The sequence below is a fragment of the Spongiactinospora gelatinilytica genome (assembly GCF_003236385.1).
Classification (GTDB): Bacteria; Actinomycetota; Actinomycetes; order Streptosporangiales; family Streptosporangiaceae; genus Spongiactinospora; species Spongiactinospora gelatinilytica.
Window position 1 is genome coordinate 1 of sequence record NZ_POUA01000124.1, and the last position, 18662, is coordinate 18662.

The 18662-nt window shown below is 68.3% G+C and carries 18 protein-coding genes and 1 tRNA gene; 12 read left to right on the forward strand and 7 right to left on the reverse strand.

The window, feature by feature from the left end; all coding sequences use genetic code 11:
* The first annotated feature begins 473 nt into the window (after positions 1–473).
* From C1I98_RS45060 to htpX, 3 genes are all read left to right on the forward strand, one after another.
* Entirely contained in the window at positions 474–608 is a 135-nt protein-coding gene (locus C1I98_RS45060) for a hypothetical protein (RefSeq protein WP_267898055.1), read from the forward strand.
* A 487-nt stretch (positions 609–1095) separates the two neighbouring features.
* Complete coding sequence (locus tag C1I98_RS17205; RefSeq protein WP_233507943.1) at positions 1096–2793, forward strand: NADH-quinone oxidoreductase subunit N; 1698 nt, start codon at positions 1096–1098, stop codon at positions 2791–2793.
* A gap of 85 nt (positions 2794–2878) precedes the next feature.
* Positions 2879–3730, forward strand: coding sequence for a zinc metalloprotease HtpX (gene htpX, locus C1I98_RS17210; RefSeq protein WP_111168469.1), 852 nt, complete (start codon positions 2879–2881; stop codon positions 3728–3730).
* Between the two features lie 96 nt (positions 3731–3826).
* Here the strand turns inward: htpX and C1I98_RS17215 are convergent, their stop codons facing one another.
* Positions 3827–4402, reverse strand: coding sequence for a pyridoxamine 5'-phosphate oxidase family protein (locus C1I98_RS17215; protein WP_111168470.1), 576 nt, complete (start codon positions 4400–4402; stop codon positions 3827–3829).
* 264 nt (positions 4403–4666) lie between these two features.
* On the opposite strand from C1I98_RS17215, the gene C1I98_RS17220 reads away from it, so the two are divergent.
* On the forward strand, positions 4667–5878 hold the full coding sequence (locus C1I98_RS17220) for a DUF6585 family protein (RefSeq protein ID WP_146607488.1): 1212 nt from the start codon (positions 4667–4669) through the stop codon (positions 5876–5878).
* A 44-nt stretch (positions 5879–5922) separates the two neighbouring features.
* Here C1I98_RS17220 and C1I98_RS17225 read toward each other — a convergent pair whose 3' ends face one another.
* Positions 5923–7788, reverse strand: a complete 1866-nt coding sequence (locus tag C1I98_RS17225; protein ID WP_111168472.1) for a CASTOR/POLLUX-related putative ion channel — start codon at positions 7786–7788, stop codon at positions 5923–5925.
* 222 nt (positions 7789–8010) lie between these two features.
* On the opposite strand from C1I98_RS17225, the gene C1I98_RS17230 reads away from it, so the two are divergent.
* Positions 8011–8418 carry a hypothetical protein gene (locus tag C1I98_RS17230; RefSeq protein WP_111168473.1) on the forward strand — a complete coding sequence of 136 codons (408 nt, stop codon included), beginning with the start codon at positions 8011–8013 and terminating at the stop codon, positions 8416–8418.
* A 128-nt stretch (positions 8419–8546) separates the two neighbouring features.
* Here C1I98_RS17230 and C1I98_RS17235 read toward each other — a convergent pair whose 3' ends face one another.
* Positions 8547–9038 (reverse strand): YajQ family cyclic di-GMP-binding protein, encoded by a 492-nt coding sequence (locus tag C1I98_RS17235; protein ID WP_111168474.1) that lies wholly within the window; start codon positions 9036–9038, stop codon positions 8547–8549.
* A gap of 146 nt (positions 9039–9184) precedes the next feature.
* Between C1I98_RS17235 and C1I98_RS17240 the strand changes: the two genes are divergently transcribed.
* The 3 genes from C1I98_RS17240 (at position 9185) to C1I98_RS17260 (ending at position 11344) form a co-directional block, all read left to right on the forward strand.
* Positions 9185–9269, forward strand: a tRNA-Tyr gene (locus tag C1I98_RS17240).
* A 126-nt stretch (positions 9270–9395) separates the two neighbouring features.
* A complete protein-coding gene (locus tag C1I98_RS42935) occupies positions 9396–9737 on the forward strand; it encodes a hypothetical protein (protein ID WP_199537005.1) in 342 nt (113 codons plus the stop codon).
* A gap of 992 nt (positions 9738–10729) precedes the next feature.
* A complete protein-coding gene (locus C1I98_RS17260; RefSeq protein ID WP_199537004.1) occupies positions 10730–11344 on the forward strand; it encodes an SIMPL domain-containing protein in 615 nt (204 codons plus the stop codon).
* Positions 11345–11587: 243 nt separating this feature from the next.
* Here C1I98_RS17260 and C1I98_RS17265 read toward each other — a convergent pair whose 3' ends face one another.
* A complete protein-coding gene (locus C1I98_RS17265; protein ID WP_111168476.1) occupies positions 11588–11998 on the reverse strand; it encodes a hypothetical protein in 411 nt (136 codons plus the stop codon).
* A gap of 270 nt (positions 11999–12268) precedes the next feature.
* Here C1I98_RS17265 and C1I98_RS17270 point away from each other — a divergent pair, with 270 nt between their 5' ends.
* The gene (locus tag C1I98_RS17270; RefSeq protein ID WP_111168477.1) at positions 12269–12700 is read left to right on the forward strand and encodes an RrF2 family transcriptional regulator; all 432 of its coding nucleotides are present in this window, start codon (positions 12269–12271) and stop codon (positions 12698–12700) included.
* 32 nt (positions 12701–12732) lie between these two features.
* Positions 12733–13950 (forward strand): globin domain-containing protein, encoded by a 1218-nt coding sequence (locus C1I98_RS17275; protein ID WP_111168478.1) that lies wholly within the window; start codon positions 12733–12735, stop codon positions 13948–13950.
* Positions 13951–14012: 62 nt separating this feature from the next.
* On the opposite strand, the gene C1I98_RS17280 is transcribed toward C1I98_RS17275, so the two are convergent.
* Positions 14013–14777 carry a DUF998 domain-containing protein gene (locus tag C1I98_RS17280; protein ID WP_111168479.1) on the reverse strand — a complete coding sequence of 255 codons (765 nt, stop codon included), beginning with the start codon at positions 14775–14777 and terminating at the stop codon, positions 14013–14015.
* Between the two features lie 678 nt (positions 14778–15455).
* Complete coding sequence (locus C1I98_RS17285; protein WP_111168480.1) at positions 15456–15968, reverse strand: DoxX family protein; 513 nt, start codon at positions 15966–15968, stop codon at positions 15456–15458.
* Between the two features lie 358 nt (positions 15969–16326).
* Here C1I98_RS17285 and C1I98_RS17290 point away from each other — a divergent pair, with 358 nt between their 5' ends.
* Positions 16327–17229 (forward strand): cation diffusion facilitator family transporter, encoded by a 903-nt coding sequence (locus C1I98_RS17290; protein WP_233507944.1) that lies wholly within the window; start codon positions 16327–16329, stop codon positions 17227–17229.
* A gap of 9 nt (positions 17230–17238) precedes the next feature.
* Here the strand turns inward: C1I98_RS17290 and C1I98_RS17295 are convergent, their stop codons facing one another.
* A complete protein-coding gene (locus tag C1I98_RS17295) occupies positions 17239–17829 on the reverse strand; it encodes an alpha/beta fold hydrolase (RefSeq protein ID WP_111168482.1) in 591 nt (196 codons plus the stop codon).
* A 53-nt stretch (positions 17830–17882) separates the two neighbouring features.
* Between C1I98_RS17295 and C1I98_RS17300 the strand changes: the two genes are divergently transcribed.
* A complete protein-coding gene (locus C1I98_RS17300; protein ID WP_111168483.1) occupies positions 17883–18419 on the forward strand; it encodes a flavoprotein in 537 nt (178 codons plus the stop codon).
* The last annotated feature ends 243 nt before the right edge of the window (positions 18420–18662 follow it).

Sequence of the window (18662 nt, forward strand, 5' to 3'; positions counted from 1 at the left end):
ATCCCGCCCCCTCCGGTGCCTCTCCCATCGCCTCAGCGCCCACATCGGCACCTTCGGCGGGGGCCGCTGTGCCCGATAGGAGCACCGTGGCCGCATCACCCTCGTCAGGAGTCCTTCCCGCATCCGCGCCCGGCCCCGCCGCGACTGCCACCATGCCTGCGCCGACCGACTGGCCCAATCCGGTAGCGCCCGAGGGCGGTTCCCCCGCCTTTGCCGGCGCCTCATCACCCACCCCGGGCTCGGCGCCGGGGCCGACGTCCTCAGATCCTTCGCCGGATGTGGGCATACACACGACCTCGCCCGTTGACCCGAAGGGCCCGCCAGATGCCGCGCCGATGTCTCTGTCCGGCACGGCCGTCCGCACATCGCCGGCAGCTCCCCCATCCGCTTCGGAGGCACCTGGGCAGGATGCGGCCGAGGGAAGCGGAGCCGGTTCTGCGGATGGAGGGAGTTTCACCGAGGCAGGAGGTCCGATGCCGGATGTGCGCGGCTTCGAGTTGGCCGCATGGGTCCCGCTGATCGTTTTGATCGTGCTGCTCGGCCTGTGGCCAAAGGCGCTCCTCCTGCTCACCACCCCCGCCGTACAGGCCATCCTGGGAACGCCATGAGCAGGCAGCCCCGCGCCCTCCACCACCCGGCGACCCGGACGGGCGGCCCCGCCGGCCCCGCCGACCACGCTGGAGGGACCATGAGCGAGCAGATTCATGGCCTGCGCCGCAGGCAACCCGCCATGCCCGGAGTGGCCCCGCTCGTACACCACGCTATGGGCGCCGTGAGCAAGCAGCTCTGTGGTCTGTACCGCCCAACAGCCTGGGCGGTACACCGCAGACAGCCCGCCACGCCCGGTACGACCTCGCCGGTCGCGCACCACGCTCTAGGCGCTGTGAGAGGGCAGGCCTGTAGCCTGCGCTACCCGGCGGCCCGGGTGGTATGCCGCGCTCGGTGTGGCCCCGCCGGCCTCGCAGACCACGCTGAAAGGGCTGTGAGAGAGCGGACTCGTGGTCTGCACCGCCTGGCAGACCGGGCAGTGGAGACCACGCAGGTTGCCATGCCCGGCGTGGCCTCGCCGGTCCCGCACATCACGCTGGGGGCGCTGTGATCCAGCCGATCGACTATGCCGCCATCGCCGCCCCGCTGCTGCTCGCGCTCACGGCCGGGCTGGTTCTGCTGCTCGACGCCTTCCTGCCGCGCCCGCGCGTTGAGGCGGCTTCCGCCGCCACCGCACACACCGTCCGGCCGGTGGGGGAGCGCGTCGCAGCGGCCCGCGTCGGCATCAGCCCTGGCGCTGACCACGGATCGCCGGGCAATGGCGCGAGACGTGCGGAGGGCGCTTCGCCGTTCTCCCGGAGCGGGCTGACCCTAAGCCTGGTCACCCTGGCCGGGCTGCTCGGCGCGCTTGCGATCGTGCTGGCACAGGCGTTGAGCGGTACGACCCTCCGGACATTCTGCGTGCCCGCCGGGCTGACCCCTCAGGGCGGCCCAGTCCCCTGCTCGTTCGTCATCGATCCTTTCGCGCTGACCATCGCCGGGTTGGTACTCGTCTCCGCCATAGTCGTCACGCTGCTGTCGATGACCGAGCTGGCCGACGGCCGGATACCCGTCGGCGAGTGGTACTTCCTGCTGCTCTGCAGCATCACCGGAGCCGTGCTGCTGCCCGCCTCCCGCGACCTGATCACGCTGGTCGTCGCCCTGGAGATCGTCTCCCTGCCCGTATTCGCGCTCACCGCGCTCAGGCGCTACGACGGCCGCTCCTCCGAGGCCGCGCTGAAACTGTTCCTGGTGTCGGTGGTCTCCACCGCCGTCATGCTGTTCGGCGTCTCGCTCCTCTACGGCCTGACCGGCACGGTCTACCTCGACCGGCTCAGCCTCGCCACCGGACCACGCCTGGTGTCGGCGGTCGCCGTCGTCCTGGTGGTGGCCGGGTTCGCGTTCAAGATCGCCGCTGTGCCGTTCCACTCCTGGGCCGGTGACGTCTACCAGGGCGCGCCCGTGCCCGTCGCGGCGCTGCTGTCAGTGATCTCCAAGGCCGCCGGATTCGCCGGGCTCATCCTGCTTCTGGTCCTGGCCCTGGATGCCCAGGTCGCCCTGTGGGGGCCCATGGTGGCCGTGCTGGCCGGGCTCACCATGACCGTGGGCAACCTGCTGGCGCTGCGGCAGCGGCATGCCGTACGCCTGCTCGCCTGGTCGTCGGTGGCGCAGTCCGGCTACATCCTGGCCCCGCTGGGCGTCGCGGCGGCCGGAACGGCCGGCGTACCGGGCACAGCGGGCATAGCGGGCACAGCGGGCGCGCCAGGGATGCAACCGGCCAACGCCTCCATCGCCTACCTGGTGTTCTACGCGGCGATGAACCTGGGTGCCTTCGCCGTCGTGATGCTGGTCTCAAGGCGGAGCGCACGCAACGAGATCGACGACTACCGGGGGCTGGCCTTCCGTGACGCCCCGGCCGCCGTGGCGCTCGGCTTCTGCCTGATCTGCCTCGCCGGGCTGCCGCCGGGGCTGGCGGGCCTGTTCGCCAAGATCGTCGTGTTCCGTGAGATCGTCGGCGGTGGCGGAGCCGTCCTCGCGCTCGTCATGGCCGTCAACACCGTGATCGGCCTTTACTACTACGTGGCCTGGACGGCCCGGCTGTTCACCCCATCGCCCACCGCCGGGGAGGTCCCGGCCACCCGCACTCGCGCCACCACCCCCATCGCCGTGGCCGCCGTCCTCGCGGTGGCCGTCGCCGTCGCGTTCTCCGTCGCCCCGCAGGCCGTACTCGGCCTCCTGCCTGGGTCGCTGTCCGCTGCGGGCTGACCACGTCCGGGAACGATAGGTGTGTCGCCGGGCGTTGAACCAAACGAGCCCACGGAGAACCGGCCCTTGCGAAGGGGGGAGCCACATGCACCACAACGGTCTGCGGACCGCGGTCCTCCTCGGCGCGCTTTCCGCGCTGATCCTGCTGGTCGGGGCGTGGCTGGGAGGCGGGACCGGGGTCCAGATCGCGCTCGTCGTCGCGCTGGCGGCCAACGCGATCTCCTACTTCTTCTCCGACCGGATCGCCTTGTCCGCCATGCGCGCGCGCCCGGTGGGCGAGGTCGAGCAGCCGGCCCTCTACCGGATCGTCCGTGAGCTCTCGACCGAGGCGCGCCAGCCCATGCCGCGCCTCTACGTCTCGCCCACGATGCAGCCCAACGCGTTCGCCACCGGCCGTAACCCGCGCAACGCCGCGGTCTGCGTGACCTACGGCATCACCCAGCTCCTCAACGAACGCGAGCTGCGCGGCGTCATCGGCCACGAGCTGTCCCATGTCTACAACCGCGACATCCTGGTCTCGTCCATCGCCGCGGCCCTGGCGACGATGATCACCTACCTGGGCTACATCGGCGTCTTCTTCGGCGGCTCCGACGACGAGGAGGGCCCCGGCTTCCTGGGGGCGCTGCTGATGATGATCCTCGGCCCGGTCGCGGCTGGGATGATCCAGATGGCGATCTCCCGTGCGCGGGAGTACCAGGCCGACGAATCAGGCGCGCGCCTGACCGGCGACCCGCTCGCCCTGGCGAGCGCCCTGCGGAAGATCGAGCTGGGCGGCCGGGAGCTGCCCCTGCCTGAGAACGGCCGGCTCGCCTCCGCGTCCCACCTGATGATCGCCAACCCCTTCCGCGGCGCCGGCCTCGGCCGCCTCTTCTCCACCCACCCCCCGATCGCCGACCGAATCGCACGACTCGAACGGATGGCCGGCTACCGCCGCTGAGGCCCGGCCACCCCGCCGGGCGGGTTCTCTGGTACCGCTTCGAGCGCAGACCGGGAGGGCGGGTGCCTCGTCGGCCAGGAGCCGGTCAGGAGCCGGTCAGGAGTGCAGGTGTACCGGGTCGGTTTCGTTGCCGGCCAGGGCGGGGAGTCCGTCGATGCTCATCCGGGGGTTCTGTGCCCGCTGGAGGCGGCGGGCCCGACCCGCGTCGGCCTTTCTGCCGTCGTCGAGGAGGGTGCGATCCTGGTCGTAGTTCATGAAAGGTACGGCGAAGCCGCACGAGTCGGCGACACGGTCGCAGGTGACGACGATGATCGTCCGGACGCCCGGATGCGGGCCGAACAGCTTGAGCAGGCGATCGAAGTCCTCGTCCTGCGGGGTGACGACGCGGCCGGTGCCGTACAGCCGGAGGATCTTCGGCGGGCCGGCGAACGCGCAGAACATGATGGTGATCCGGCCGTTGTCCCGGATGTGGCCGATGGTCTCGACGCCGCTGCCGTCGAGGTCCAGGTAGGCGACGGTGGTGTCGTCGAGGACGGCGAAAGTGTCGGCGTACCCCTTGGGGGACACGTTGACGTGGCCGCCCGACTCGGGGGCGGTCGCGACGAAGTAGACGGGCTGCGCGGAGATGAAGGAACGTAGGCGGTCGTTCAGGCCTTCATAGACTTTGCCCATATGAAGAAAGTATCCGCATTTGTCGTGACTTGAGCGTGATGTCCAGATATCGGGATGGGTGGTGTTGCTGTCCCGCTCGCGGAACCGGTGGGTTGCTCTTGATGGGCACAAGCCGCCGGGCAGTGGCACACGCGACGGACTTCCTGAGCGACCTTCCAGCGAAATGGTGTCGACTTCACATGTTCATTGACCGGAACCTGACGAACCCTTGGCTTGCCGCTCGCGCGCATCTACGATCATGACGGCCTAGCGAGAGGTGCTGCCGTGTTCCCTCGGTCCGCCCCACGTTCAGTCGTCATCGCGCTCAGCTTCCTATGGGTGGTCGCGGGTCTCGCCGCGTTGGTCGCCGTCATCGTGATGCTCATCGCCGAGCCGGAAGAGGGCAGCGAGAACGTCGACACCGTCGCATGGCTCATACTCATCGGAGCCGCCGCCCTGGCCGGCCTCGCCGCACTGGGCACCCGGCGTGCGTGGTGGGTCTGGGTCACGCTGAACGTGGTCTGCGCCGGCATAGTGATCTACAGCCTGGTCTCGTTGAACGACGATTCGATCGCGTTCTCGCTGTTCGGCGCCACCATGATGGTCGTACCCCTGTGGAACCTGGCACGCTGGGAGGCCCGCGCCTACTACCGCATGCCGGTGCGGTCCAACGTGATCCCCGGCGCCGTCCCCGCCCCCGCCGACGAGCACATAGTCGACCTCACCCGCGAGACGCCGGTCGCCGGACGGGGCCCCCAGGGTACGGCGGAGCGGGTGTACCGGCGGGACACCGCGCCGCTGTGGCGGGTGGGGCTGGCCGCGCTGGGCATCGGGCTGGTATGCCTGGTCATCAGCATCATGCTGGTCGGCGCCGGACTACTCGACGCCGACTCAAGCGGCGGGAGCAGGCTGTTCGCGCTACCGGCCGCGCTCACCGTGCTGGCCCTGCCCGTCGGCGTGATCCGGATCGTCCGTGCGATCTCCTGGCGCGGCGAACGCTTCGAACTGCACCCGGATGCATTCGTCCAGGTACGGCCGGGCGACGTGAGAGAGGTGTTCGGCTGGGACGAGATCGCGGAGATGCGGACCTTCACCCACGCCGACGCCAAGAGCCTCGTCCGGCTGCTCGGCCGCGACTTCTGGTGCCTGATACGGCGGGGCGACGGAGTTCAGGTACGGCTGGACCACACGGTGCAAGACGCCGAGCGGCTCGTGGAGACCATCGAGGAACGGGCCGGCCGGGCCCTGGCCGCCCGGACGGAGGCCATCGTGCAGTCGGGGCGATCCGTGGCATTCGGTGCGGTTCGCCTGACTCCGACGGGGCTCGGGTTCGCATCGTTCGTCATCCCATGGCAGGAGATGACGGACAAAGTGGCCGTCAGCACGGACAGCGTCGCGCTGGTACTCCAACGCCGCGTCATCCCCCTCGCCGACCCGGCCAACACCCCGAACTTCCTCGTCCTCCGACACCTGCTGACCGCCCCCGCGCCCGACTGACCGCCACCGGTACCGCCCAGGGCCTTTCAGCGGCCCAGGGCGCCTCAGTGGACGGCGAGCACGATGACGTAGTCGTCCTCGCCAAGAACAATCTTTTGTGACTTGTCCGGATTGAGGATGACCCCATAGGACGGCGCCTCGTTCACCTTGTCCCCACGCCGGTACCCGATCGCCGTCTCGCCCCTGCGGCGGGCCGACTCGATCACCGTGGCGAACTCGATCTCCGCCCCAGGGCGCACATAGTCCCCGGCCGGACGCGGATAGATCTCCGACCCGCGGGCGTCGAAGAGGTGGCCGAAGACCTTCGCCAGGTGCTGGTTCTCGGCGAGCTGGGCCAGCAGCAGCCCGATCACCGTGTCACTGATCACGATGTCGTCGGCCTTGGTCACCTCGGCCAGGGTCCGGTTGTTCTCGTCGTGCATCTCGCTGACGATCGAGTAGCGCTCGGCGAGTACCGTCTGCATGTCCCTGAGCTGCAACAACGTCATCAGCGTGCGCGTGTCGGCGTGCTGCGTGCCGTACCGGTCGTCGGACAGGACGACCACCCGCTCATAGACTCCCGCGCCCAGCGACTCCAGCGCGAACCGGTCGGTGGTGTCGTACTCCTTGAAGTTGACCTTGAGGTTGCGCAGTCCGTGCAGCCCGCTCCCCGCGTCGGGGTGTGTGGCGGCGATGTCCAGCACCGAACCCGGCGCGACGTAGCCGTCCATCTGCCTGACGATCTGCGGGGCGCGGACGTTCCAGTTGAGCAGCAGAGTACGTTCCGGGCGAGGTGCGGGCGACTCGGTCAGTACGATCGCCTCCTCGTTCACCACCGGCGTCTCCTTGGCGAGCCGGATCAGCGAGTCGTCCTGCGCGATCAGCACGATCTCGTCGTCCTCGGCGATGACCGTGTCCATGTCCGGGTTGAGCATGACGGAGGACGGTGTGCGTAGCCCGATGATGGTCGCGGTTTGGTATGCCAGCAGCGCCTCGCCGTACTTCATACCGGCCAGCTTCGGCTCCTGGCGTAGGTAGATCTCGCCGTTGTCGAAGTTGAGCAGGTCCATGCAGACCACCGAGACACCGGACTGCCTGGACGACTGCACGATGAGCCGCGACGCCGTGTCATCGGAGTCCACGATGTGGACGGCCGGTCCGCCCGCGAGCCGCGCGGCGGCCATGTTGCCCGAGGAGGTGATCGAGGCCACCACCGGCGGATGGTCCCCCGAACGCTTGGCCAGCGCCAGCAGCGTCTTGATCACGTGCGCGTCCGGGTCCTCCCCCTGCGGGGACAGGACGACGACCGAACGCGCCACGCCCGGGTTCATCATCTCCAGATCGGCCGGCTCGGTGGGCCGCCCGGTACGGCAGACGACCCGCGTCCGCCCGGTGTCGCCCACCCGCTCGCGGATCTCGGTTTCCATCGAGATCTTGTCCTCGTCCGCCATGATCGCGATCACCGTGCCGCGCTGGCTGGCGTGCGCCTTGGCCAGTTCGGTGATGATCGTGAACACCTGGTCCGACCAGCCGAGGATCACGGTGTGACCCTGCTCGACCACCCGCGACCTGCCCTTACGCAGGTCTTCGATCTTGGTCTTGAGGCCGTTGGCCAGCAGGCCGACGAGCGTACTGAAGATGATCAGGCCGCCCAGCGAAGCGGTGAGCATCAGGGCCAGGTAGGCCGGGGTGCCCTCGTCGCCCGCGACCTTGCCGGGGCTGAGGGTGTGCATGAGCGTGGACCACAGCATGCCGCCGAGGCCGTTGTTGTCCGCCGCCTCGCGCGGCGTGAGCCAGATCGTCAGCACGCTGACCAGAACGATCACGGCCGTGGAGACGGCGGCGAGCCACCCGATCAACGCCACCGTGCCCTTGGACATGGTGTTGTCGAACCAGTACTTCAGCCGTTCCTGTCGAGTCGCGCGCGCCACGACACCCAACACCTCCCGTCGGACCACCAATCGGACAAGCTACATCCGCCGACGAAGTGCTCGCACCCTGGCAGGTCATGCTGAGATGACCTATATGGCGACATCATGGGGCTTTCGATGATTATTACGAGATTGGTGAAGTGTTGGCGTGGCGGGGGTCAGGCGGTATTCGTCCCATATGTCGGGAACGGCGCGGGCCTCGGCGCGGGTGCCAGTCCGCTCATGATCGAAGTGTCACGGTGCGGCGGCACCGTACTCCCCGACCGCCCACGGCCCGCCCAACGCCTACACCGGCGGTCCAGAATTGCACGAAACACGCTCGGCAGCGCCGCAGCCGTCCGAGAGCACTGCATCGCCCCCGCCCGCCGCCTCGACCCGCCGATCCTCGCCCGGCTCGCCACCGAGGACCTCACCATGGACCACACAAACCTGGACACGCTGGCCGGCGAGATCGTACGTCTCTCAGCGGACTGGACCGATTCGGTACCCGGCGACGCGACCACGCTGCACCTGATCGACGGCCGGCGCTTCGAGATCCCGCTGCTCGTCGACCTCCGCCCGCCTTGCGGGCGGCTATGTGTGCATGGTGTCGGTCTGAGACCGAGCGAGGGAGAGCGTGAGAACGCTTAAGGACGCGGGGCACACGCGCAAGACCGGCGCTCTCCTCGCCCGCGCTCGCGCCGTGTGCCCCGAATTCGCACTCCAGACCGTCCCAAACCGGCTAAGCCCAGGTCGGCGCATCTACCAGCCCCGATGGCTCAGCGGTAATTGGTGAACTGCAGGGCGATGTCGAGATCCTTGCCCTTGAGCAGGGAGATCACGTCCTGAAGCTCGTCCTTCTTCTTGGAACTGACCCGCAGCTCCTCACCCTGGATCTGGGCCTTCACACCACGCGGCCCCTCATCCCGGATGATCTTCGAGATCTTCTTGGCGCTGTCCTGGTCGATGCCCTCCTTGAGCGCGACCACGAGCCGGTACTCCTTGCCCGAAAGCTTGGGCTCACCCGCGTCAACGATCTTGAGCGAGAGCCCCCGCTTGATCAGCTTCTCCTTGAACACGTCAAGGACGGCACCCGCCCGCTCTTCGCTGTTCGCCTTGACCTCGATGTCCTTCTGCCCGGACCAACTGATGCTCGCCCCGGTCCCCTTGAAGTCGAACCTGTGCCCGACCTCCTTGACCGTCTGGTTCAGCGCGTTGTCGACCTCCTGCCGGTCGATCTTGCTGACGATGTCGAAACTCGAATCGGCCATCGATGTAGGTGTCCTCTCTACGTCCGTACCGACCTTAGCGACCTCAGACGATCAGGGTACGGAACCTCACCCCGGACAAACCGGTGTCACGCCCACCCTCGAAGTCCGCTATTCTTCTACGTGTCGCCGCGAGCAGCGGCCGACCAGGCAGGTTGCCCGAGTGGCCAAAGGGAGCGGTCTGTAAAACCGTCGGCTCAGCCTACGCAAGTTCGAACCTTGCACCTGCCACCACAAGCCGATTCGGCCCCTGACCAGCGGAGACGCGGCCAGGGGCCGATCTTGTCATGTCCGGCTGTCTGTGGCCGTGGATGGGCGTCTACGGCCGGTCACGGCCAATACGCGGCCAAGTTTCAGGGCTTGGTGGTGTTCCAGATTCGGCGCATCGCTGTCCTGGCCGTGGATGCACTTGGCGTAGACCTTGTGAAGCACGGCCACGCTGTGTCCAGCCCACTCGGCGACCCGGGGCGCGGCAACGCCAGCGTTGAGCATGTCGACGCGGCGGCGTGCCGTAGGGCGTACGGCACGTCCTTCAGAGGCGAAGCGGCCTCCATGGCGCTCGGTGCCGAGCTGGTGAGCTTGCCTGAGGGTGAGATAGAGGCTGACCGGATCGAGTGGGTTCCGATGGCGGGGGTTCCCGGCATGATCGTCCGCAGGGACATCTGGACGTGTTCCGCATTCACCATGTCGGCCATGGGCTGATAGCTCGCCAGGCGTCCGACGTTCTTGGGTCGGTACCCGGTCTCCTCTTGCGGCGGCGCGGCGCGCCGCCGGACCGGCCGGACACTCCGAGCGAGGGTTGCGCGCCGCCTGGACGCGCCAGCCGCGTTCCGCCTCTACGCGCTCCGATCCTCTCGTCAACGACGTCGCTGCCACCACGCCCAATCCGAATCGGGCGACGTAGGCGGCATTGGTGAGGTTCGGCGGAGGTAGTATAGGTCGACGGGCAGGACCAAGGCGTATAGAGGCGCCCTGGCCCACTGTGGTAAGCCGAGGAGGGCCTGTTGCAGTCGCCGGCGGGGCGCATCGCCGGTGCAGTCATGGCACTCGCACCTGAAGAAGACGCGGTCGGCGGTCCCCATCAGGGCCGCCTCCTGCCAACCCGTCAGGGCCGCCGCCACCGCGCCGGGCCACATGCGGGTGTGTTCGAGGGTGATCACCGCGGCCATGGGACGACGGCCAAGCCCGGGAACATGATGGATCGCAGCTCTGTGGGTCCCACACGCCGATCCCCGTGTACAGACCTCGGAAGGGCGCCTACGCGGCATGGCCCTTTCTGGTCGATGGCATGAACACGATGATCGCATACGGAGGGCGTGGCATTAAGCCCCCAGCATCGAGGAAACCCCTGCCTCCGGCGGGGCGCCCCGACTCCGGGATGATCAGGCGGGCAGGGTGCGCGCCGCGCGGAGAGCACCCAGGTCGCGGGCTGATAATCGGGCCATTGAGGGGGTGCTGAAGGGCGACTATGGTCACTCACGGCCGGCCTTTGTCCCAGGTCAAAGCCCCTATGCGCTGAGACGCCTGCTTTTCCAAAGCTGACAGCCCGGGTTTCGATATTTCGGAGCCACGGAGATGCTGGGATTGCCAGTATTGATCACCCTGGTGCGTGTCCTGCGGCATGATAAGGCGGACACCTCCCACTACTGGAGATCTCGATGTTGCGAGATACACAGATTCAAGTCCCGTGGGGCGTGACCGCCTACGGAGCCGCCAGCGTCAAGGCGGCGCCCGACATGGCGCGTATTCGGCTGGCTGTCGAACGGATCAAGCCCTCCCCAAAGGAAGCTTTCGAGGCCGGCCAGGCCATTGTGGCCGATCTGCGAAGCGTGTTGCGCCGTCACAACATCCCCGATGCGGCGGTATCCGCCTCCCGGCTACGTCTCAGTAGCGCATGGGAAGGTTACGGCAAGGATCGCGAATTCCTCGGTTACAAATGCGAGGCAACCTTCACGATCGAATCCAGGGACCTCGACGGTCTCCAGCAGTTGCTCATCGGTGTGGTGCAGGCTGGCGTCAACCGCGTCGATGAAGTCGATTTCGATGTTCATGCCAAGGGAGAGCTACGTGCGCAGGCCCGGCGTGCGGCCGTCAAGGCCGCGCGGGCAAAGGCGCAACTATACGCCGAGGCGGCTGGTGTCCAACTCGGGTCGGTGCTACACATCCAAGATGTCGATCCCGAATCGGTGGGTAATGACCCTTACCGTAGTCATGGGGGAGGCGGCGCCACCTCTGAAGAAGATCTCGCCCCCGGCCATGTGGTGGTCTCTGCCGCAGTGGTACTCGGGTTCTCACTCGCTACTCAATGAGGTCTGCGCGATCGCGCTCCTCAACCGTGCCATGGGTTCACGATGGCGTTGTGCAATATGCATGAAATAATCATGAGATCCATGGCCGCGAAAAGCGGCCGCACCGCAGGTGGGAGGCCGTTCTCTGGCACGATCGGTCACGAGCTGTAAAGCCGTCGGCTCAGCCTACGCGAGTTCGACTTTGCATCAGCCGCACCAGCAGTGCTGCAACTCAGAGGCCCTATGGGTTCTCTCCGGTGATTGTCATTGGCAGTTGGCGAGGTCCTGGGCTTGGCGGTTGAACTCTTCCTGGGTGATCGTGATGTCGCTCCAATCGGGGGGTGACGGTTTGTCGTTGTAGCGCTGGATCAGGACCGATCCTGGCTGGAGCTTGGCGACGCTCTCGGCGGTGAAGCTGACGTGGTCGGTGTTGACTTGGTTGGAGCCTCGGCCCTGGTACCCGAAGGCGTGGTAGAGGACTTTCGGGCGCAGTACGAACGGTTTCGGCTCTACGCGCCAGCCGTCGTTTGGTGCGTCCAGGCGGACGGACGCGCTCTGTCCGTCCAGGGACGGTGCGATGAAGGTCACGTCATCGACGACCGTTGCGGCCGAGGATGGGTGGTCGGGCAGCGTGTCCAATGGGCCCGAGGGGTCCTCGTGGTGGGAGATGTCCACGCCCTCGGGGGTCGCTCCTTCGCACCAGGCCAGGACGATGATCGGGTGTCCCGCTGCGTCGACGCTGACTCCGGTAGAGCCTGCTACCGGAGGGGAGCAGCTTGAAAGGCAAATGGCACCGGCGATTGCCAATGCGATCCCGCATAAGCGCCGCATATGCGCATGTTACGCCAGGCCGGCAGAGGGCGGCCGGGCCCGGTGGTGGGGCGGGGCCGTGATCTCAGTCACATAAAGAGGACTATCAGACTCCTCTTTAAGTAGCATCGCCGTGTGCACCTCAACCGGGCCACTGACATCGGCCTTCGCATCCTCATGCTCGGCGCGACCAGGGAGGGCCTGCTCACCATTGATGAGCTGGCCGAATCCCTTGTCGTGCCCAGGCATCACCTGGCCAAGGTGGTGCAGCGGCTGCAGCACATGGGGTTGTTGGAGACCGTTCGGGGGCGGCGGGGTGGGGTGCGGCTCGCCGGTGCGGCGCGTGAGGCGTCGGTCGGCGGCATCGTTCGTGAACTGGAGGGCGGGACCGAAGTGGTCGATTGTGACGGCGACCCGGCCTGCCCGTTGAGCCGAGGGGGGTGCCTGTTGCGCGGAGCGTTGCGCCGGGCGCAGGAGGCGTTCTACGCGAGCCTCGATCCGATCACGGTCGGCGACCTGACCGCGCCGCCGGTTCGGCAGGTGCTGCTGGACCTCGGCCGCCGTTGATCCGTCACCCATTCCCAGACCGGGAGGAACATATGCTTTCCGCCAGCAGTGCGCCGATCGTCGAGGAGACTCTCCTCGTCGTTGGCGAGCACTTGGGCGCCATTTCGGGTGTTTTCTACGACACGATCCTCGGTGAGAACCCCGACCTGCTCAACCTGTTCAGCCGGAGCGCGCAGGCGACCGGCGAGCAGAGGAGTGCGCTGGCCGGGGCGGTCGCCGCGTTCGCCAGGCACTTGGTCGGACTTGGGCCGGACGGACCGGCCTTCGACCGGGTGGTGGAGCGCATCGCGCAGCGGCACTGCGCGCTGGGGATCCGCCCGGAGCAGTACACGATGGTCGGAAAGTACCTGTTGAGGGCGGTCGGTACCGTGCTTGGCGATGCGGTCACCCCGCCCGTCGCCGCCGCGTGGGACGAGGTGTACTGGCTGTTCGCCACCCGGCTGATCGGCCGTGAGGCGCGCCTTTACGCCGAGGCGGGTGTGGACGGTCTCGCGCCGTGGCGGGAGTACGTCGTGGCCAGCAAGATCAGCGAGGCGGACGACACGATGTCGTTCATTCTCACGCCGCAGGACGGCGGCCCCACGCCCGATTTCGTGCCCGGGCAGTACGTCACCGTCGCCGCCGACCTGCCCGACGGTACCCGCCAGTTGCGGCAGTACTCGCTGTCGCAGGCGTCGGCCGTCGGCATGTTGCGGATCACGGTACGGCGGGTGCGCGGCAACGGCGGCGCCCCGGACGGCCTGGTCTCCGGGTTTCTGCACGACCAGGTGGACCTCGGCGACCGGCTGCGGCTGAGCCACCCGTACGGCGAGCTCACCCTGCGCGCCGGCGCGTCGCCGCTGCTCCTGGTCAGCGCCGGCGTCGGGATCACGCCGATGGCCGCCATCCTGGACCACGTTTCGCGCACTCAGCCCACGCGCGACGTCACGGCGGTGCACGCCGATCGGAGCGTGGATCGGCACGCGCTGCGCGCCGAGATGAGCGCCAACGGCTCCCGGCTGCGATCGTTCCGCAGCCTGGCATGGTACGAGCAGAACGTCTTGGACGTACCGGACGCGTTCACGGGGCTCGTCGATACCGATGCGATCCCGCTCCACGAGGACGTGGACGTCTATTTGTGCGGCCCGGTGCCGTTCATGCAGATGGTCCGGGCGGGGCTGCACCGGCGCGGCGTGCCTGACGAGCGGATTCGCTACGAGGTGTTCGGTTCCGAGCAGTGGCGCCCGGCGCCCGTACCGGTGCCCGCCTGACACTGACACGCCACCCGGTATAACTCCGGTACGCCAGGTGGTCTTCAATGTTTTCGATCTCTTCAATGTGCCGGCGGGGCGGAGCGGGCGCCCGCGGGACTGTGCGGGAGGACGGGCTTACGGGCCGGCGTCGGGTCTTCTGGGTCTTCCGGATTGTGCGGGGCCGGGAATCCGGCGCGGCGCAGGTACAGGCCCAGGAGGGTGAGCCATGCCAAGCCGGTGACAATGGTGATCCGCTGGAACAGGCCCGCATGGTCCACCCAGGGTTCGAGCTGGTTGAAACCGAGCTGGGACATCACCAATGAGGTCGCGAATACGACTGCGGTGGCGGCGGAATAGGCCGCCCAACCGTACTTTCTCCGCCTGGCGAAGCGGACCGCGATAACGAGCCCCGCGATGATCAGCGCCGCGAAGCCGGGAATGGCGACCGCGTCGTGCAGCAGGGCGGGCAGGCCTGAGTACTCGGTGAGCAGGGCGGGGGTGCCCGCGGGGTAGCCGCTGATCGGATCGGTGGTGAAGACACCGGCCAGCACCGTGGCGACCGCCCATATGCCGATCAGCAGCGGCCCCCAGAAGCCGCCTTGTGCGCGGCGCACTCCTACGGCGAAAGCCAAGCTCAGCAGGCCGCAGATGAGGAAGTTGAGAGTCTGGGTCCAGCCGAGGTCCCCGAGGGCGAGGGAACTGACGGGGTGTCGCATCGGGTCGTAGCCGGTGCGGGTGGCGCCTTCGATGAGGAAGGCGACGATGAAGAGCGGGCCTGCGATCACGCCGCAGGTGAGCAGGTTACGTGCCGGTTTGCGGGTCGGCGCCGCTGGTTTGGTGCCCATGGTTGTCAATGTAGGTTGACGTCACGGCCCTGTCAACTTAGGTTGACGTTAGCGGGGTCGCTTGGGTGGTCGAAGGATGGTGAGAAAACGTGCGACGGGCCGCAGGGAGCCGCAGGCCTTAGGCGGTTTCGCCGGCTTTCGGGGTCGCCGGTCGGCGGGTGCCGAAACCGCGGGGAATTCGTCGATCGGGCCGGTTCGATCTACGCTGGGCGCTCTCTTCGGTTGGCTACCAGGTGGCGGCACTCATGCATTCCCTGTCGGATACTCCTCCGCGTTGGGGGGCTCCTGTGCTGACCGCCGCCGCTCTGGTGGCTCCGGCCTTGCGTACTTTGTGGTCGTGGTTTCCTGAGGGGCCGAAGTTCACGACGGGGGGTTTTTACTGCCCGCTCGGCGCCGAGCCGCATGTGTTGGACCACGAGTGGCTGGACGCTCTCACCATGGTGACCTTGTCGGCGGAGTTGGACGGGGTTCCGGCCGGGTCATGGCGCTCTGCCTCGGTGCGATCCACGTTTTTCGCGGACGGTGGAGCACGGTCGCCGGGTGGGTGACGGCGGCGTTGTTCGTGCTGATCGCCGCGGTGTTCACGATTCCTTATGCCGTCCAGATCGTTTCGGACGGCTGTGCGCGGGCCCTCCGTTTCGGCGGGTGGGACATCGTCACGTCAGGGGTTCTTCAGCACTATTTGGCCGGTGCGGCGCTGGTCGTGCTCCTGACGTGGGTTCGGCGTGCGGTGGTTCCGGCCGCCCACAGGGCGACGCCGATGTAGAGGATCTGCTCGGGGATGCGCTGCCACAGGGGCGTCGCGGGCTCGCCCGCGAGGGGTACGTCGGCCGGCGCGGCGTGGATGTTGGCCGGGAGCATGAGCACGAACAGCAGGGCCAGGCAGATGCCCGCCGCGCGGCGGGTGGCGAGGAGGAGGAGGCCGGCCGCGCCGGCCAGTTCGAGGGCACCGGTCGCGTAGACCATCAGGGCCGGGTACGGGACGAACGGCGGGACCATGGCCACCATGTCCGCGTGATTCGGCATGAAGGTGACGGTCGGTGGGACGAAGTGGGCGCTTGCCGTGAGCACCAGCATGACGGCCAGGCCGTGCCCGGCGCTCGCCCGCCAAGTGGCGAATCTGGCCAAGCCGAGCAGCGCGCCCAGCAGGCGGAAGAACAGGGTGGCGGTGACGAGGACGATCATGGTCATTGGACTCAGCCTCCTTGGATAGTGATACTACCCAATAGTGGATAGGATGGCTATCTAACAGGTTTCGGCTCAGGTGGCTCACGCAGCTCGCCCGCTACTTGACTCTGTCCGTACCTGGCTGCGAAACCTTTGCAGGAGCAGTAGGGACGTTGGTGTTGACGTGCTGCAATGCGGTTTTCGCGGCATCCTCGGTGGTATGAGCCGCACACCTCCCACACACCCGTCAGGGCACGGCCACGGACATGGGCACGGACATGGGCATAGTCACGGGCACAGTTCTCGCGAACGCGTCCGGGCGCGGATCAAGCATGCGCTTCGCCCGCACAGTCACGAGGCGGCGGACAAGGTGGACGCCGCGATGGAGACCAGCGCCGAGGGTCTGCGCGCGCTGTGGATCTCGCTCGCCGTTCTCGGTGCCACCGCTGTGATGCAGGCGGCGGTCGTGGCGGTGTCCGGTTCGGTGGCGTTGCTCGGCGACACCATGCACAACGCCGCCGACGCGCTGACCGCCGTGCCGCTGGCGATCGCGTTCCTCCTGGGGCGCAGGGCGCCGACCCGGCGCTACACGTACGGCTATGGCCGCGCCGAAGACCTGGCCGGGGTCGTCATCGTGCTGGTCATCGCGGTGTCGGCGGCGCTCGCCGCGTACGAGGCGGTGGACCGGCTCATGCACCCGCGCCCGGTGTCGAACCTGCTCGCCGTGGCGGGCGCCGCCGTGGTCGGCTTCCTGGGCAACCAGTGGGTCGCGCAGTACCGGATCAGGGTCGGGCGGAAGATCGGCTCGGCGGCCCTGGTGGCGGACGGCCTGCACGCGCGTACGGACGCACTGACCTCGCTGGCCGTCCTGGCGGCGGCGGGAGGGGCGGCGGCCGGGTGGCGCTGGGCCGATCCGGCCGTCGGGCTGCTGATCGCCGTCGTGATCCTCACGGTGTTGCGCCAGGCGGCGCGCGAGGTCGGCCGCCGGTTGATGGACGCCGTGGACCCCGCGCTGGTGGACCAGGCCGAGGCCGCGTTGCGGGCCACCCCGGGCGTGCTCGACGTGGGCGAGATCCGGTTGCGGTGGATCGGGCACCGGCTCCGCGCCGAGTGCGCCGTGGTGGTGGACTCCGGCGCGACCGTGCTACAGGCCCACGAAGTCGCGGTGAACGTGGAACACGCGCTGCTGCACGCGATCCCGCGCCTGGCGGCGGCGCACGTCCACGCCGACCCGTACGCGCCCGAAGGCGTCGACCATCACCTCATCCTGGCCGCGCACCGCTGAGGGGTCGGTTCACCGTACGGCCGGCAGCCCCGAGATGTCGGCCGCGACCGACGCCTCGACCCCGTGCAACTGATGCCCGCCTTCGTCGAAGGCCGCCACCGTGGCCCGTGGAAGCAACTTGGCGTACAGCCCGAGATGGGCGAAGGGGACCACCTCGTCGTCGTGGCAGTGGTAGATCCGGATCGGCGTCTCCTGCGGGAGCCTGTCGGCGACGTCGTGCGGCGGCTCGAACTGCTCGCCGCCGTCATAACGCCAGCCGTCGCCGCCCCACATCGGCGCGGCCATCAGCACCAGGGCGGCGATCGGCCGCGGCGGCTCGATCTCGGCCAGGCATTTCACCAGAACCGACCCGCCGAGCGAGTGGCCGATCAGGACCAGCGGACCGGACATCGCGGTCATCTCCTCGATGATCCGCTGTTTCCACTTCGCATGGTCGGGCTCGCCCTCATCGGGCATGGCGGGATAGCGGATCTCGTGGCCGGGGCCGAGCGCCTGTCTCAGCCGCGCGACCAGCTCTCCGTCTGCCACATAGGCCCCCTGCCCGGCCCCTTGCACGAACAACGCCTGCTGCCATTCCACCTGCGACACCCCCTTGGCCAACGGAAGATCACGCTAGCAAGGCGGTCCGACAGAATTCGCGTACGCTCGTCACGATGGCCGGTGGAGACCTCTACGTGATCGTGTGCGCCGCGGGCCCGGCGGCGGAGGCCGGGCGGCTGGTCGGCATGGCGCAGCGGCGGGGGTGGGAGGTCCAGGTCGTGGCGACGCCCTCGGCGGTCGGCTTCCTGGACGTCGCGGCGCTGGAGCGGCAGACCGGCCGGCCGGTGCGTACGCATTACCGCAGGCCCGACGAGCCGAAGCCGCCCCGGGCGGGCGCGATCATCGTGGCTCCGGCGACGTTCAACACGGTGAACAAGTTCGCGCTCGGGATCGCCGACACGTACGCGCTCGGCCTGCTCGCCGAAGCCCCGGGGCTGAGGATTCCGGTGGTGCTGGTGCCGTACGTCAACGCGGCCCTCGCCGCGCGCCCACCGTTCCGCCGCGCGCTGGAGGCGCTTCGGGAGGAGGGTGTCCGGGTGCTGTTCGAGCCACACCCGGCGGGCGCCGGCGAAGACGAGGCGGCGGCCTTTCCCTGGGACCTCGCCTTCACCACCCTCACCGAACTCACCACCCCGCCCGAAGAGGCTTAGCGCCCACACACGCACGCCACGACCTCTGGGGGGCGGGTGTAGGCGAAGGGGACACCCGGGCCGGGCTTCGTGTACGGCGGCGCGTGCTTCCTGAGTGGGCGGCGTGGCGAGTCGGGGCCGGTGTACCGGATGTTCGCGTGTGCGCAGGGCGTTGCGCCGTGGCGCCCCTGCACGATGCCGTCCAATGTCCGTGGCGGCGGGCTTGTGGCGGTGTCCGGGGCGGGGTGATGTTCGCGTACGTGG